Annotated in this window: 9 protein-coding genes, 1 tRNA gene and 2 pseudogenes; 4 read left to right on the top strand and 8 right to left on the bottom strand. The window is 44.5% G+C overall.

The features are described 5' to 3' along the window. Positions 1 to 485: 485 nt before the first annotated feature. A complete protein-coding gene (locus tag ACFQZE_RS15365) occupies positions 486 to 3,857 on the top strand; it encodes an S-layer homology domain-containing protein (RefSeq protein ID WP_379358493.1) in 3,372 nt (1,123 codons plus the stop codon). Between the two features lie 41 nt (positions 3,858 to 3,898). Beyond that, complete coding sequence (locus ACFQZE_RS15370) at positions 3,899 to 5,599, top strand: InlB B-repeat-containing protein (protein ID WP_379358495.1); 1,701 nt, start codon at positions 3,899 to 3,901, stop codon at positions 5,597 to 5,599. A gap of 74 nt (positions 5,600 to 5,673) precedes the next feature. Here the strand turns inward: ACFQZE_RS15370 and ACFQZE_RS15375 are convergent, their stop codons facing one another. The 6 genes and pseudogenes from ACFQZE_RS15375 to ACFQZE_RS15400 form a co-directional block, all read right to left on the bottom strand. Further along, positions 5,674 to 6,612, bottom strand: a complete 939-nt coding sequence (locus ACFQZE_RS15375; RefSeq protein ID WP_379358497.1) for a response regulator — start codon at positions 6,610 to 6,612, stop codon at positions 5,674 to 5,676. Then, positions 6,609 to 7,895, bottom strand: a complete 1,287-nt coding sequence (locus ACFQZE_RS15380; protein ID WP_379359269.1) for a sensor histidine kinase — start codon at positions 7,893 to 7,895, stop codon at positions 6,609 to 6,611. The genes ACFQZE_RS15375 and ACFQZE_RS15380 overlap by 4 nt, the downstream gene beginning before the upstream one ends. A gap of 75 nt (positions 7,896 to 7,970) precedes the next feature. Next, positions 7,971 to 8,432 (bottom strand): annotated as a pseudogene (locus ACFQZE_RS15385) (7TMR-DISMED2 domain-containing protein); the annotation flags it as partial. A gap of 254 nt (positions 8,433 to 8,686) precedes the next feature. Beyond that, positions 8,687 to 9,157 carry a hypothetical protein gene (locus tag ACFQZE_RS15390; RefSeq protein ID WP_379358499.1) on the bottom strand — a complete coding sequence of 157 codons (471 nt, stop codon included), beginning with the start codon at positions 9,155 to 9,157 and terminating at the stop codon, positions 8,687 to 8,689. Positions 9,158 to 9,225: 68 nt separating this feature from the next. Further along, positions 9,226 to 9,495 carry an SDR family NAD(P)-dependent oxidoreductase gene (locus ACFQZE_RS15395; protein ID WP_379358501.1) on the bottom strand — a complete coding sequence of 90 codons (270 nt, stop codon included), beginning with the start codon at positions 9,493 to 9,495 and terminating at the stop codon, positions 9,226 to 9,228. A 364-nt stretch (positions 9,496 to 9,859) separates the two neighbouring features. Next, positions 9,860 to 10,804 (bottom strand): alpha/beta fold hydrolase, encoded by a 945-nt coding sequence (locus tag ACFQZE_RS15400; RefSeq protein ID WP_379358503.1) that lies wholly within the window; start codon positions 10,802 to 10,804, stop codon positions 9,860 to 9,862. Positions 10,805 to 11,001: 197 nt separating this feature from the next. On the opposite strand from ACFQZE_RS15400, the pseudogene ACFQZE_RS15405 reads away from it, so the two are divergent. Continuing rightward, positions 11,002 to 11,485: pseudogene (locus tag ACFQZE_RS15405) on the top strand (helix-turn-helix transcriptional regulator); the annotation flags it as partial. Positions 11,486 to 11,490: 5 nt separating this feature from the next. Here ACFQZE_RS15405 and ACFQZE_RS15410 read toward each other — a convergent pair. Together ACFQZE_RS15410 and ACFQZE_RS15415 are read right to left on the bottom strand one after the other, a co-directional pair. Next, positions 11,491 to 13,230, bottom strand: a complete 1,740-nt coding sequence (locus tag ACFQZE_RS15410; RefSeq protein WP_379359271.1) for an ABC-F family ATP-binding cassette domain-containing protein — start codon at positions 13,228 to 13,230, stop codon at positions 11,491 to 11,493. A gap of 181 nt (positions 13,231 to 13,411) precedes the next feature. Beyond that, entirely contained in the window at positions 13,412 to 14,986 is a 1,575-nt protein-coding gene (locus ACFQZE_RS15415; RefSeq protein WP_379358505.1) for an ABC-F family ATP-binding cassette domain-containing protein, read from the bottom strand. Between the two features lie 168 nt (positions 14,987 to 15,154). On the opposite strand from ACFQZE_RS15415, the gene ACFQZE_RS15420 reads away from it, so the two are divergent. Then, positions 15,155 to 15,231, top strand: a tRNA-Met gene (locus ACFQZE_RS15420). Positions 15,232 to 15,352: the final 121 nt, after the last annotated feature.

Here is a 15,352-nt window from a genome sequence, read left to right on the forward strand (position 1 = left end):
TATATTTAACTTGAGTCCTTATATAATCTTAATAAGCGATTTTAACCACTTAGAGCAGCGAAGAGGTACAACTAAAAAGAGGGTATTACATATCTTAAATGCAAATCGTTAATTTTGTAAAATCATTTCATATGCTTTAGCCATTCGGAAGTTCCGGCGATCGGCTCTTTTCAATGTCTTCTCATAATGAGGTCTAGTTATGTATATCTCTCTCATTTTAATAACCTAAACTCATATCCTTGGGTTAATAACTCACTTCTACAATTTGGTAAGTACAATTTCTCCAAATATGTCGAAACTCCTCTAACCAGTAGAAATTTGCGTTCCTCGCCATGACCTCATCCCCTCGTTTTTTCGCTTCGCATTCTGAGAGGCCGATTGTACATCGTCGTAATCGCCGGAACTCTGTTTAGATTCTATTTAGATCCGTCTGGTAAAATCGGTAATTGTCTGAAAGTTGAAAGATGATGAGGAGGGAACTGATCTTGTATAAACGCCTATTAAGTCTGTTGCTATTGTCTTGTATACTCGTAACTTCAATGCCTCCTGCAATTTATGCTGCTTTACCGGCTTCTATCAACTCCGCGGCATCAAACCATACGACTGCTCAGCCCGTGCCTCAAGGCTCGTTTGAAGACGTCACACCTTCGGCCTGGTTCTACGATGCGGTCATGTTTGTCAAGCAGAATAACCTATTCAGCGGCACAAGCAAAGAACGTTTTTCGCCTGACACAACCATGAGTCGTGCTATGTTTGTTACTGTACTTGGGCGATTCGCCAAAGTGGATGTAAGTCAATACAAGACTTTCGCATTTATAGATGTTCAACCGGACGCTTGGTATGCGCCTTATGTGCAATGGGCAAGCGAAAGCGGCATTACAAGCGGAACCGGCAGCAGTAGCTTCTTGCCGGACGCCGCTATTTCGAGAGAACAGATGGCCGTGCTGATATTCAAGTATTTTGAAAGCAATCTTATCCCTTATCAGAAAACAAACAAGACAACCAAGCCTAAAGACTTATCCGACATTTCTCCATGGGCGGTTGATGCGGCGGTAAAGCTTTGGCAGGCCGGCCTGTTTGCCGGAGATGCAAACGGCAATTTCCAACCGTCTGCAAAGGCGACTCGCGCTGAAGCTGCTGCAATTTTTATGCGGATGGACAAAGCCGCGTTGGCCGACGACGGCACAACCTACACGGTTGCTTTTAATCCAAACGGCGGTGCACCGATCAACAGCCTAAGTCTAAAGCGAGGCGAATCGCTTAATCAGCTTCCACTCGCATATAAGCAAGGCTCTATTTTCAATGGCTGGTATAAGGATCGTGCTTTTACGCAACCGGTCATGAGCGGCGATACCGTCAAGAGCGACATGACCTTGTATGCCAATTATATTGCATCGCCCGATGATGCTGTGAAAATCATTCCGAATGCATACGCAATGGACCAGATGCCGAACTTTTCGATCAACGTGAAAGATTCTACAGGTAAAATGACGGCGGCGGCCGTTCAAGCGGGCATGACATTCAAATCTCCGTCAAACCCTGATTTCGCAGGTTTTGCGGTAACCGGCTCAAACGGCCGCTTTACTGTAGCTGCTAAGAGCGGCTCTTTTGAGGAGGGCAGCACCTATCAAATCACTTTGACGAACAACAATCTTACTTTTACAGGTAAGGACATCACAACCAGAAACTATATTTTTAGTATGGCCAAAGAAGAGGTTATGCGGCTGCCTCTAAATCCTTATATGATTTATTTGAAGTTTTCCGAACTCTCTCAGATGAGCCTCAATGGCGAATCCGTTGCTTCCCCTTCAATTGCAATAATGAGCGCGAACGTTGGCGGCGGAACGGGTCCGAACTCGGACCCTGTTGCGAGCGGTACCTTTCGCTATGACGGAAATACACGCTTGAAGGTGGGCGATACCGTCTCCGTATATGAAGGGACCCGTCCCGATTTGCGCACTTTGGATACTTCTGATGATGGCGATATCGCCTATGTCGCGATCACGGCAATCAACGGGAATATCTATTCCTACACCGGCGCAAACCCAGCGGACGTTCTGCTTAAACCGCATGTGCTGCCGGTCGACCCTGCGTCGGACACCGACGGGGACAGTACGAACCGCTCCATCACGGTCGCTCCGGCTTCAATGGATTATTCCGACTCCAAGTATGCGCCTATGGGTCTTAACGCAGCTACCGTTGCTAGAGTCGGGGACTTCCTCGCACTCGTCAATATGCGTACGGGAGCCTCTTCAGGCTATGGGAAAGTGACGTCCGTCTCCAACTCGGGGAATCATTATGTTATTGCCTATACCGATGCGACACAAGATGACATCACTCACACCTTGGATTTCTATAAGCAGGAAACGATTAACGGAGACGACCTGTTGTCGCAAGCCGATATCGCCTCTTTGGAGAATCAAATCAAGCAGCAAGCGCTGGCAAGCGGATTTGTCGATGAAGCTGCAAACTATTTGTCAACTGCCTCTTTGCAAACCGACGGCTTCAAAACGTTGATCGCAGCCAACGCCTCAACGGGCTTGCAGAAAGACAAAAAATCGGAAGTCCGCATCCTCTCTGCGCAACCGGGAGAAGAAAATGCGAAAGTCACCTTGCATAACTTGAAGGTTTCAGCAGACATAGGCACGAAACTATCCCATTTCCAGAACAAGTCCGGTTTGCGTCTGAATCTCGCTGTTTCTAGCGATATTCAAGTTTCGACAGGAGCGGACAACGATATCCTTATTCAAATGAACGCTGCATTTACAGAAGAAATCTCTTTGAGTGTAGGTGTAAACGGCAGTACGGTTTGGGGATATATCGATCTGGGGCTTTTCGATCTTCCGTATCCTAGGGACTATCAAGCAAGCGCAAACTTGGACGCCTTCACGTTCACGAGCATTGACGCGTCTGCGCAGATCGGCACCGTGCCGGCGAATACTCCGCGTGATCGCTGGACGAATATTTGGAATGAGGCCAAAAACAAATTAGACATCAAGGCGCAACTGAAAGCCGTTCTGGAGCAGTCGCCTTCCACCCCGGCCAAGGTAAACGCCAATACGTTGATGGAAAGCTATCAGGCCATGCTGGAAAACGAGACGGATTGGGTGGACCTGATAGAAGAGGAAATTTTCGAATACGACCAACACCTATTATTAGGTCTTCTCCATATCAACTTTACAGGAAACTTTGTCATTAGTACGAATCCGAATATTACGTTGGGGATCGGCTTCAGCTATGAATCCGCGAAGAGATATACGGCCAGCTTTAAACTTAGCGAAGGCTCGCCTTCGTTCGGGACGGTAGATTTGCCGAGCAACGGCACCTATAATTTCTATTTCTATGTACTGGGAACGCTGGGGTTGAAGGCAGGCATTCGTCTCGAACTGGCGGCAGGCTTGTTCCATATTGATTTGGACAGTGTCGGGATCACGGCTGAAGGCGGTGCCTACCTTCAGCTCTACGGGTATTTCTATTATGAGACCTCATCTTCGGCACCGACAAAAACGTTAGGAGCACTGTTGCTGGAGATCGGTATGTATGTGGAGGCAGAATGGGGGGCGCAGGTCTTCGGTGGGGCGTTCTCGTATTCCGACCCCTTCCATAGCGAGTCCTGGCCGCTTTATAGAGCTGGCAAAATGAATGGTCATTTCATCGACTTCGCCTATAAACAGGAAGATGCGCCTTCCTTTGTCGCCACGACAGAGAAAGTGTTCCCATCGATTGAGGAAGCCTTGAAACTGAATGATCTGAATTTGATAACGGGCGATATCCGTATAGGTAAAGATCTTCCCCAGAATTACACCATTACTTTTGATAACAATAATTTACCTACAATTCGAATTCATCCCGTGTAACCGTATCGCCAACAGCCACGGATGAAAAACTGACCGGCACGATGACCGTAACGTGGAAGGGCTCTAGGACAGGTTTAAACTCCCTTCCCTACTCGCGCAATATTAATTTGACATGGTACAAGAGCGGATTCCGCACCATTACCTTGAATCCTAATGTCCTATTAGTAGACGGTAAGGATCCAAACGATGAAGTCGAGTTGAACCAATACGGGCGGGTGGTTTGGACGATTAACACACCACTCAAAATAGTAAAGAATTTATCAAAAAAGCCTACAAGAGCCGGATATACATTCAAAGGTTGGGCCTTGGACCCTAAAGGAACGAAACCTTACAGCATTCCCTACCTCATGCCAGCAGAGGATATAACGATATATGCGCAATGGACGCCACTCGCTAATATATCCTACACAGTCGATTACGTGATGGTAGATCCCGATACAGGGAAACGCACTTCCAAGAAGAGGGTTACCTTATCTGGCACGGCAGGCGCTTCCGTTTCGCCGGTACCTATAGAAATCGAAGGCTATGATACACCGCCAACACAAACGATTACAATATCTGGAAGACACTCGAGACTGATCTACGAATACCTGCCTACCAAGCGCAAAATGACTTTCTATGCCGACCCGGGCGGAACACCGGTCGTTTATTCGGCCAGCAGCTTATCGAAAATACCCGACAGTGCAGTGCCGATTTTCACCAAACCCGGCTACACCTTTGCGGGCTGGTCAAAGGCCATTCCAGGCACCATGCCGTCAAGCGACACCACGTACACGGCGACTTGGAAAGTGCGTACCGATACGACTTACCGTGTTTCGGACAGGCTGCAAGGTATCGGAAGCACTTCACTTTACGTTGAAGAAGGTACAGGAAGTTATCAAGGGACAACCGGCGCGCTTGCGTCACCAGCAATCCAACAGTATCCCGGCTTTACCTATGACCATAGCATAGCCTATGACAGCAGCGGTAAAGCATTGGCATCCAATACGATTGCAGCCGATGGAAGCCTCACGATCGTGCGTTATTACAAGCGCAATAGCTACAAATTGACGTTTGATGCAAACGGGGGTACAGGAGGCGCCACACATCAAGTTCAGTATGGAGCGCCCTTGAAAGCAACGGCAACTGTCTCCATGTTAGGTTGTACGCTTTACGGCTGGTCCCCGACGCTTCCAAGCACCATGCCGGCCCAAGACGTTTCCTATTCCGCACAATGGAATTGTCCGCCATTGGTGCCGGTACTTAGCGACGCCAAGTCGGTTCTGTCCAATGTGAACGGGAATGTGAGCGGGAGCAGTCTTTCGGCTCCGAGCACTCTGACCGTAGGTCAGTTGTTGAACGGGCTAACGGTATCCCCGCACGCTGCCGCCAACGTGTTGGATCAAAACTTATTACCTGTAACCAATCTGGCGACCGATATCACTTCAAGTATGATCGTACGCGTTACCGCTCAAAATTCGTCTACTGCGGATTATGCTATTCAGTACAATGACGTCACTTTGACCTCGACAGAGCCAAGGTATCAAATTGATCCGGTCGCAGGGACGATTACCGTTCCTCTGTATACTTATTACATCGGCATCTTTACTGCCGCTGTCGCCGGACCGCCGAATGGAAACTATAAATCCTATCAACAGGACAATACGGAGCTTACGCACGGAGATAATGTGCAGAGCACCGATCGGTTGGTCGTAACCGCTCAGGACGGCACTCAAAAGACGTATACCTTTGTTGTACAGTAAGTTCCATGGCAAGTAACAATGAAATCGCCCGCAGCTGGTCGCAGCATGCGGGCGATTTATTTACGGGACGCTACTTATTCAAATTCAGAGCATTTTTTCATTTCGTAGTACTTGGCTTTTTTCTCATCGCCGCGTTCCCTATAAAACGGAATCAGAATATTCAACGCATCGTCGAACATGACCTCATAAGGTTGCTGTATACTTACCGTCCATGAATAAAGCTTATTTTCAAATAACATGCCTTTGTACAGTTCCACCATTTGTTCGAGCATTTCCATGTTGCTCTTATCCGCATTATAACTTTTACTGAAGTGATCGAACTCCACCAGATCCACTTTCATGTCCTCGATATTGAGCCAAATATTCCCGAGTCTACTCTTGACCATATGATGGATTCCAAAAGCGTCGAACCCCTTCTTTAAGTTATATTGCGTCGTATATAAGTTTGCATAACCTTTGTCCATCTCCAAATCGGGCCACAAATCATGAATGATTCGTTCTCTGGACACGTACTTGCCGTTCATACCTAACAAATAGGCGAGGAGCTCTTCCGTTTTTTTGGTTCGCCAATTAACATCGATCAATTTCCCGTCTATAAATACGGCAAAATCGCCAAAGCACCTTACTTCCATGTTGTGTCCCGTGCCGGTTTTGCCCCTAATCTTCTTTATTTTTTCCAAGGTGACATAAAGCTGTTCGTATTTCACCGGCTTAACGAGAAAATCCAACGCTTTTGTTTCAAGCGTTTCCGACACATAGGCATGGTGAGCGCTTGTGAAAACAAAATCCATTTCCGGTCTTTTTTTGAACATCATCCCTAGCAGGTTTATGCCGTCGATCTCCGGCATTTCGATATCTAGAAAAGCAAGGTCGGGCTGTATGCTGTTTATCTCTTCCAGGGCTGTTGCAGGATCTTCATACATCGCAACGACTTCGACATCCGCTATTTTCTCCAACTTGTTTTTCAAGTTCCGCAGCGCATAATATTCGTCGTCTACAATAATAACTTTCATGGCTGCTCCTTAATGGGTACGTTAAAATGAACCGTAGTCCCTTTCCCCTTCTCACTGTCGATATAAAGCTGCGTTCCATACTCGGCCTTAAGCCGCGCGTTTATACTGGCAAGCCCAATGCCCTTGTTGGGCGAGTATTCAAGCAATTTATTTGGGGCCGTATCTTCCATGCCGACGCCATCATCTTCTACCGCTATGAAGTAACCCTGTTCAAGCTCTTTGACCCTGATCGTGACTGTTCCTGCAATTTTCCTTTTACGTATACCGTGTTTAATCGCGTTTTCTACCAAGGGTTGAATAACAAAGCGCGGCACCTTCAATTGAATGCCTGGATCTATTTCATAATGGATCACTATTTTATTAGGAAATCGGGCTTGCTCAATGCGCACATAAAACTGGACTGCATCGAGCTCCTCATGGATAGAAATATATCTTTCCGAATTGCTGTAATCGAAAATATTTCTGAGGTAATGGGATAAATCGTTTACTAAGCTTCCTGCCTTTTCTTTGTTTTCAGCAATAACCCCTTCGATCACATTCAAGGTGTTATAAACAAAATGAGGATCCATTTGCGCCCGTATGAAAGCAAGCTCAAACTGCTTGGATTGAATTTCGGAATTTTCAAATAGAATTTGATTTCGTTGCTTCTCTTCATTTAAGTGCTTAATGATTTCTGCGAGGGACAAGGCAAAGGCGATAGCTGAGACGCAAGAAAGAAAAAATAAGTAATAAATCATAATGTAGCTTTGAGGCAACACTCCGAAAATCATCAAATAATACAGAATTACCGACACCAAACATAAGAGCCATGCCGTTATGAGTTGCGGCGAACGAATCATTTTGTTGCTTATCCCTTTAGCCATAATCATAAAGTACAATACGTACACGACAGAAGATGCGCCCGCACCAAATGCTCCCACCTTTTTACTGATGAAAAAAAACACCAATAAAGCGATAGGGAAATAAACGATGAGCAGCTTGAAATAAAAATCGATCTTGGGAAACCTCGCTCGGGTCTGAAAAATCGCTCTCATGAAAATGACGATGGCCAGCGACATGACAATGCCCAAGCCCGCGGAATAATCCGCAATCCAATAGGCGTACTTGAAGCCCGTGATGTATAAAAGTCCCGTCGTTGCTGCGTTCCATAACAAGGTGGTGAAAACAAAAAAGCAGTATTTAATAAAAGTTGGGTCTTTTATGGCTATACCCATGACCAAATGATAGAAAAACAATGCCGTCAAAACGCCGAAAAAGATGCCCCCTACCCAGACGTTTATCATGCTTGTCTTTCTGAAGAGATCATCATTTACGACTTGGACTAAAAAGTTTTGTCCATATATTGATTTGCTTGTCATGTATATATACTGATTATAATCAAATTGGGGCGGGATTTTGAATGCGGGGTAGACAAAGCCAATCTTATCGAAATTGCTCTTATACGCGTACCCGAAATGCTTTGTAACATAGTCGTTACTTGTCGGAAGGTAAATCGTGACATCTTCAAAAAGAGGATTGTTTATTGTAAGGTAATTGATTTCTTCCGCGTTATACCGGTTTAGTTTTATTTTGAACCATAAACGGTCCGGTGAATAGCCAACCTTGGAATGGTTGCTAGGCAAAGCTACGAATTGATCGCTGACTTTAACATCGGACAAAGTCATGTTACCTGAATAATCTTTTAAAATCTCCATACGGATATCATCTTTGGATTTGCTTGCATCCTGAAAGTAAATGACGAAAACGAACGCGGTGCAAAGCGAAATGGCTAAAAAAATGGTCATCATTTTCATTGAAAATATAGTAGATTCCGATCTCATATATTACTCCCCGGTGAGCTCGAACGGTGTCGATTGTTGATGCAATTCTACCATGGTTCCGTCTATCCTTCAATCTGTCCAGCAGGCACGACAGACCCATGCTTCGGTCCGGGCGAAGCGCTTAGAGCACCGCAGGCAATATCTAGTTTTACCCGCAACGTGCCCGTTAGCACTTCTCCTATCAAATCCAATATTTCTGCCGTTTTTCAAGTCTCCCTCACCATTTAGTTGGCTCCTTTAATCTTTCTATTCAATTAGGATTTTAAGGAAGTCATTTTAATTTGGGTGAGGTTTTCTAAGTTGATTTCAATTTGTAATTCGGTATGCTCATTAATAGCAATTAGAATTTTATCTTTAATTTCTAAGCTTTTTATAGGGTTTGAATGTTCAAAAAACATTCCCCATACCAAACGGTTTTCAGCATCCGTACAAGCAATAAACCCTTCGTTCCCCATTTGACCATCACCGCCGCAAATTTTCCCGTCTTGATAATCAATACAGACCCATTCATCAACGACCGTCCAATAATCATCATTATACTTTGCTATGCTTTCAATGGTTGTGTCACACAAGGGAGAGCAGAATAATGTTCTTTCTATTGTGTTGGGGTTATATACGCTGTAACAATTTAATATTGTTATAGTGCCATTTGGAAAGATGATGCAATTCATGCCGGGAAGTTCATGCTTTTCATGATTCCAATGTTCCGCAATAATAGAATTCATAATAAATCCCCCTTTATATCCTAAGTTACTAATTTATACAGCTACTTGTTGAAAGCGTGGATTGCAAATCACCTTCCTTTGCTGACAGTGACGGTCTCCCCGAGCACATAATTCGCCGCTGCCGAAGAAAGATTAATGATTTTGCCTGATTTTCGCGGAATCATATAATTTAATGCTGCCTGAGAACAGAAAAGAATGCTTTTAACGTTTAAAGCGTAAGTCTCCTCGCATAGTTGTTCCGTCATCTCTATGAATGTGCTCTTTTTGACGCCTCCTCCGGCGTTATTTACCAGTATATCTACTGCCCCATAAATAGAAACAACCTCTTGAACGATCAATAAATGATCTAATTAACGTACACAATCCAATAAAATTAGCGCTCTAATAATACCATATATATAATCTAAACTTGTCTCGCTGATAGTGGGGTTCAGCATATCATCTCTAAGGCGAACCATTTGTTGTTTTTTTATACATATTTCGATAGCGCATGATCAAGAGGCAACCTGCCCTCCCTCAACACGCTGACTACACCGAACGCTGCTCATACGGCCCACGACCACCGCGCCTTTAGGAAACAAGTTCGTCTTAGCCCTACCAGGGTAACGGTGCCCAATCAGTCACCTCGAAGACGGCGACCGCGTCTCATTCCACCCTCCGGTTAAACCGGAGGGCAGACTCAACCTTGAAACGCTCTTGGGACTAGGTGGCATCCTGCTGTTCCAGCCATCTCAACATCGCTTGGTTTGTTTCTTCCGGCTTTTCTTGCTGAATCCAATGACCGCAATCCAAATTGACCACTTCCACATTGGGCACAAACTCTGTCAGGTTTTCAGACCTCTGGACCGCATCCCGGTCGCCATAAATCATGAGTGTCGGCTGATAGATCATTGGGTTCACGTCTGCCAACAATCTCCAGTTGCGGTCAAGGTTCCTGTACCAATTTATGCTGCCCGTAAACCCTGATGTTTCAAAAGCGGAGACGAAAACGGCCAGCTCGCTGTCGCTCATCAAGGGCTCCCCGAGCGGTGTTTCTGCTCTGGCAAGATTGATCATTGCCATGCCTGGCTCGGGCTCTTTTGGGGGCGCGTTTTTCCGATACAAGTTGCGAAGGAAACGGAACGTATTCTCTTCCAATATGGCGTCCGCTACGCCTGGCTGTCGATTAAAATGGACGAAATAGAAGTCGCCGCCAAGGATGTCTTCCATGAATTCGATCCAGGGTTTTTCTCCGCGCTCTTGGTAAGGCAGGCTTAGATTTATCACTTTGTTTACACGGTTTGGATGCAATAAGGTCAGTCCCCAAACGACCATTGCCCCCCAATCATGACCGACAAAGGTGGCATCTTCGTATCCATAGTGATTGAGAAGCGCGATGAGATCACCCGACAACTGTTCAATGTCATAGTCTATTACTTCGGTCGGACGAGAGGAGTTGCCGTACCCCCTCTGGTTCGGGACGATGACATGGTAGCCCGCTGCGGCAAGGGCAGCCATCTGATAGCGCCAAGAAAAGGCATGCTCCGGCCAACCGTGACAGAGGACAATGGGTTTTCCGGCATTTTGCCGACCTGCTTCAAAAACTTCGAGCTCCACACCGTTGACTGAAATAAGGTTGGGCTTGGGAAAATCGGTTGAATTAAACATTGCATTTCCTCCTTAGATTTTCGGGGTAATTAGGCGATCTTTGAAGCTTTCCTTAGAAAAACGGACAAAACATGATTACCTCCTTCTTGTGATACATGCAGTATAATGAACAAAAGGTGACACCATAGTGTCACCTTTCTGAAGTCATATAGAAAAAAGAGGGCAATTATGGACAATGTGAGAGACTCAGTTTGATTATGATGATGTTGCTGAAAAAAAGAGGTTAGAGGTTGTTTCTACAAAGGAATTTTCACAGCTATTCAATGTATCCAAAAGAACGATAAAAAAAATAGAGGCAATGGTTAGTCCATTGTCTCTGATTCGTTCCATTCAACTGTCGTTTTATTTTTATGATTGGGAAGGTCGGTCCGAGATTCTTGAAACCTTAAAAACATGTCAAGAATCCATTTTTAGGAAAAGGCTGGTTTCGTTTGATTATACAGATAAAGAAGGAGCTGTAACGAATAGAATGGTCCAGCCCTATGAGCTGCATTTTAGCGAATCGAGATGGTACTTGAAAGGATATTGTTTACATCGACAGGGTATCGAACATTCAAGTTATCTCGGATCGATCATATTATTATGGATGAACGCGCGTTTCATCCTATAGACGATTGGTCAGAGCAAGGGAACGAAGCAAGTTATCTGCCGCAATTCGTCACGATTAAGGCATGGATATCCCTCATTTAAAGCGACTTAATCAGCTCTTCTAGCTCTTCAACCAATATTTTTGCATGTTCAAAATTAGTATCTTTTAAAGCCAATTCTATCTTCATCTCAACTGCTCTTTTCTTTTGTTCGGTTTCTAAATAATCCTTATCAAAATGGCTAGCATAAATCATCTCTCTAAATTTTTCCATATCCATTTTTCTTATCGTCTTATCTTCAATGATTAAAACATAATCCATACCATTTACAACAGAATAGAAGTCATGAGAAATCATGAGAATGGCGCCTTTATAGTCTTCAATGGCTTTCTCCAGCGCTAATTGTGCATACGTGTCCAAATGGCTTGTCGGTTCGTCAAGAAGCAATACGTTTGCTTTACTGGCAGAAACTTTAGCCAATTGAAGCGTATTTTTTTCTCCGCCGGATAAAGATTCAATTTTTTGATCAACGATTTCTCCTTCAAAGCCATAGCTTGAAATATATGATCTAACCTCATCATAAGTTTTAAACCCAGCATCCATAAATTCTTCTAGTATTGTATTAGAATCCTTTAGCACTTCGTCTTGAATCTGAGATAAATATGCTACTTTAACATCTGCATTTATTTCAATTGAATGATGATTATTTTTAAAAATATCTCGGAGTAAAGTCGTTTTCCCTGTACCATTTGAACCAATAATAGCTACTTTATCAGTAGATTTTATCTCGAAGTTAACATTGTCCAAAAGCAGCTCATCAAAGGAAACACTATAATTATTTACATTTATAACAACGGTGTCTTCCACTTCATTATCCATTTCAAAACGAATATTCGGTTGCTTTATATCAACAAACGGCGCTTTCAGTCTACGCGCTTCCAATCTTTCTTGAAATCTAACTCTAGCTTTTAACGCTCTTCCTCTAGATGCTTCCGAGTTATAGGTTGCGATAGCTCTAAGATTATTGATGATGTGCTCGTTTCTCTCAATTTCTTCATTCTCAGCAACTGTGAGTTCTTGCAACTCAATTTTAGTCTGAAGTAAGGAGAAGTTATATTCCAAATATCTCCCGTCAAACTCTTGGATCTCCGTGTTTTCAAGATGTATAATTTTGTTGAAACAATGATTCAATAGATAGCGGTTGTGCGTAACAACTAGCAGCATTCCTTTGTGGGAATTAATAAGATTTTTAAGCGCATTTAGGTTTTCAAAGTCTAAAAACACATCTGGTTCGTCCATAATCATTAAGTCTGGACTACTAAGCATTACCTTCATCACTTGAATAAGTTTGAATTCCCCGCCACTCAGGTCGGATACCCTATGATCTTTTAGCTTCATGAGGTTTGCTAGATTTAGCTTCTTATTAATGTTGCTTTCAAAATCTTCCCCGCCAATTGAATCAAATGCGTCTAAAGCTAATTGATACTTTTCTAACAAAGAATCAATATCCGATGACGTTTCCATTTCCGTACAAATAGATGTTATTTCATTTTGCAGCTTAATAAATTGTTCCCCTATATATTCAAAAACGGTTGTTTCTTTCGTTTTGTCCAGTTGTGAAAATTGACTTACGTGCCCAATTTTGCAAGCCGGGTCTATCTCTAACTTGCCCTCGAACAAATATCTTTCTGGATCCATCAGTATATCTATCAATGTACTTTTCCCATTGCCGCTTGTTCCAATAAAAGCGCAGTGTTGTGCCTCTTCAAGTGTAAATGAAATGTTGTTATATAGTTCTTTTTGCGGAAATGAGAAGGATAAGTGTTCAACTTTTATCATAGTATTACCTTTCTTTCTAACTAAAATAGTAACAATGATTAGCATGATTTCAAAATATTGATTTGAGTTTACCGTTGTAAGAGTAACACTGTTTATAATCAACTTCAATTGATTTGTATTCCCATCTCCCCTTGAATCCGCTTTAGCGAGCGCAATGGGGTATCGAGAGAACCACTCTCCCTTACAAGCTCTGTTCGGTCACTCCCGTTACCGGATCGAAGGTCAGCATCTTGGTTCCGATCTTATCGATGAAGAAGCGATCGTGGCTTACCGTAATGACCGCGCCGGGAAAATGGATCAGAGCTTGCTCCATAACCTGTATGCTCGTGAGGTCCAGATGGTTGGTCGGCTCGTCCAAGATGATAACCGCCGCACCCGAGAGAAGACACTTAGCCAGTGCCACACGAGCTTTCTGCCCGCCGGACAGATTACCGATCGCCTTGCTCAAATCCGCCTCCGAAAATTGCAGCATAGCTAGAAATTTGTTCACCTTTTTGCGTGGAGCGTCCAGTCCCAATCCATAAGTATTCACCGCATGGCTGACGGTATCCTTATCATCAAGCTCCTCCCACATCCGGTTGAAGTAAGCATAGTTAACGCCCTTTTCCCAGACAATCTCCCCGGAATCTGGTTTCTCCTGCCCGGTAAGCGCCTTAATGAGCGTGGATTTCCCACATCCGTTCGGCCCCACGATAACCAATCGATCTTCCTTCTGAATATCAAAGCTAACGTTCTCGAAAATCTGCCTGCCTTCGTATGTCTGCCCGATCTTCTTCACTTCGCATAGCTTGTCTGGGAAGCGCAGCCTCTCGTAGATGTCGGTAATGAGCACGTTAACGGGATGCGGCTCTATCCGCTTCTTGTTATCGGCCAGCTTACGCGAGAGACGATCCTTGGAACCGGAATTCCGGTTCGCGCGAGCATCGATCGCTTCAGATTCCATGAGCAGCAACTCTTCCTCCCACTCGAACTGGCGGTCCAGTTCCTTCTTGCGCATCTTCTTCTTGCGGACGTAATCTGTATAGTTGCCTTCATATTCCTGAAAATGATAGTTCTCGATCTCAATCGTGCGCGTGACGACCTTGTCGATAAATTGCCGGTCATGCGACACCAGAATCATCGCTCCCTTGAATCGATACAGCCACTGCTCCAGCCATGCAATTCCTTCCATGTCCAAATAATTCGTCGGCTCGTCGAGCAGAACGACATCGGGCAGCTCGATTAGCATCTTTGCGAGTGCTGCGCGGTTTCGCCATCCTCCGGACAACTCATCGATCGGCTGATTTCGGGATCTTTCGTTAAAGCCTAGCTTCGATAGCACTGTATTAATCTCGACGGACACGTTCCAGCCGTCAAGATGATCCATCTGTTCGAATAACTCCGCTTGCCTTGTTAGCAGCACCTCCATCTCGCAGTCGTCCGCAGCCACCCCTAGCTTATCTCCCACCTCTTGCAGCTCTCGTTCAATTAGAGCAACCTGCTCGAAGCATGCTTCTAGTTCTTGTTGAACAGATAAGCTTCCGCTGAGTTCCGAGAATTGCGAGAAATACCCGATTCGCACTTGAGGATCTATCTCCACCTTGCCCGACGTGGGCTCTTCTTGGCCCATGATGAGCTTAAATACCGTCGACTTGCCGGCACCATTTCTTCCGATTAGTCCGATCCGTTCCCCTTGGATAACGCGAAAATAAATGTCTCGAAAAATCATGGACTTTTCATACTTCTTCGTGACGTTTTCCAATCGTATTACGCTCATTGCCATCACCCTTCTAGTTTCAACACTGTAGCCTGATTATATCATCCTCGCCTTACGAATTCCCCTCAAGAGAAAGAGACATTTTCATTAATGAGCTTGCGCTTTAGCTTGAACTGCTGTAGTATTAGTGGTCTGGCAAACAAAAAACCAATATGCTTGTTATTCTATCGCGGGGTGGAGCAGCCCGGTAGCTCGTCGGGCTCATAACCCGAAGGCCGCAGGTTCAAATCCTGCCCCCGCAACCAACCTACAATTCTGTCTCGGCACATATATATAAATGCCTTTAAACCACTGGATGTGGCTTAAAGGCATTTTTTTATCTTATCCATTTATGAATACTGAACATTAAACAGCGGTAAAGCGAGC

It is taken from the genome of Paenibacillus sp. GCM10027627, assembly GCF_042675505.1.
Lineage (GTDB): Bacteria > Bacillota > Bacilli > Paenibacillales > Paenibacillaceae > Pristimantibacillus.

Coding starts and splice junctions, on each gene's coding strand:
- ACFQZE_RS15370 (WP_379358495.1), top strand. CDS start 3,899: ATGACCGTAACGTGGAAGGGCTCTAGGACAGGTTTAAACTCCCTTCCC.
- ACFQZE_RS15375 (WP_379358497.1), bottom strand. CDS start 6,612: ATGAAAGTTATTATTGTAGACGACGAATATTATGCGCTGCGGAACTTG.
- ACFQZE_RS15380 (WP_379359269.1), bottom strand. CDS start 7,895: ATGATAAACGTCTGGGTAGGGGGCATCTTTTTCGGCGTTTTGACGGCA.
- ACFQZE_RS15390 (WP_379358499.1), bottom strand. CDS start 9,157: ATGAATTCTATTATTGCGGAACATTGGAATCATGAAAAGCATGAACTT.
- ACFQZE_RS15400 (WP_379358503.1), bottom strand. CDS start 10,804: ATGTTTAATTCAACCGATTTTCCCAAGCCCAACCTTATTTCAGTCAAC.
- ACFQZE_RS15410 (WP_379359271.1), bottom strand. CDS start 13,230: ATGATAAAAGTTGAACACTTATCCTTCTCATTTCCGCAAAAAGAACTA.
- ACFQZE_RS15415 (WP_379358505.1), bottom strand. CDS start 14,986: ATGAGCGTAATACGATTGGAAAACGTCACGAAGAAGTATGAAAAGTCC.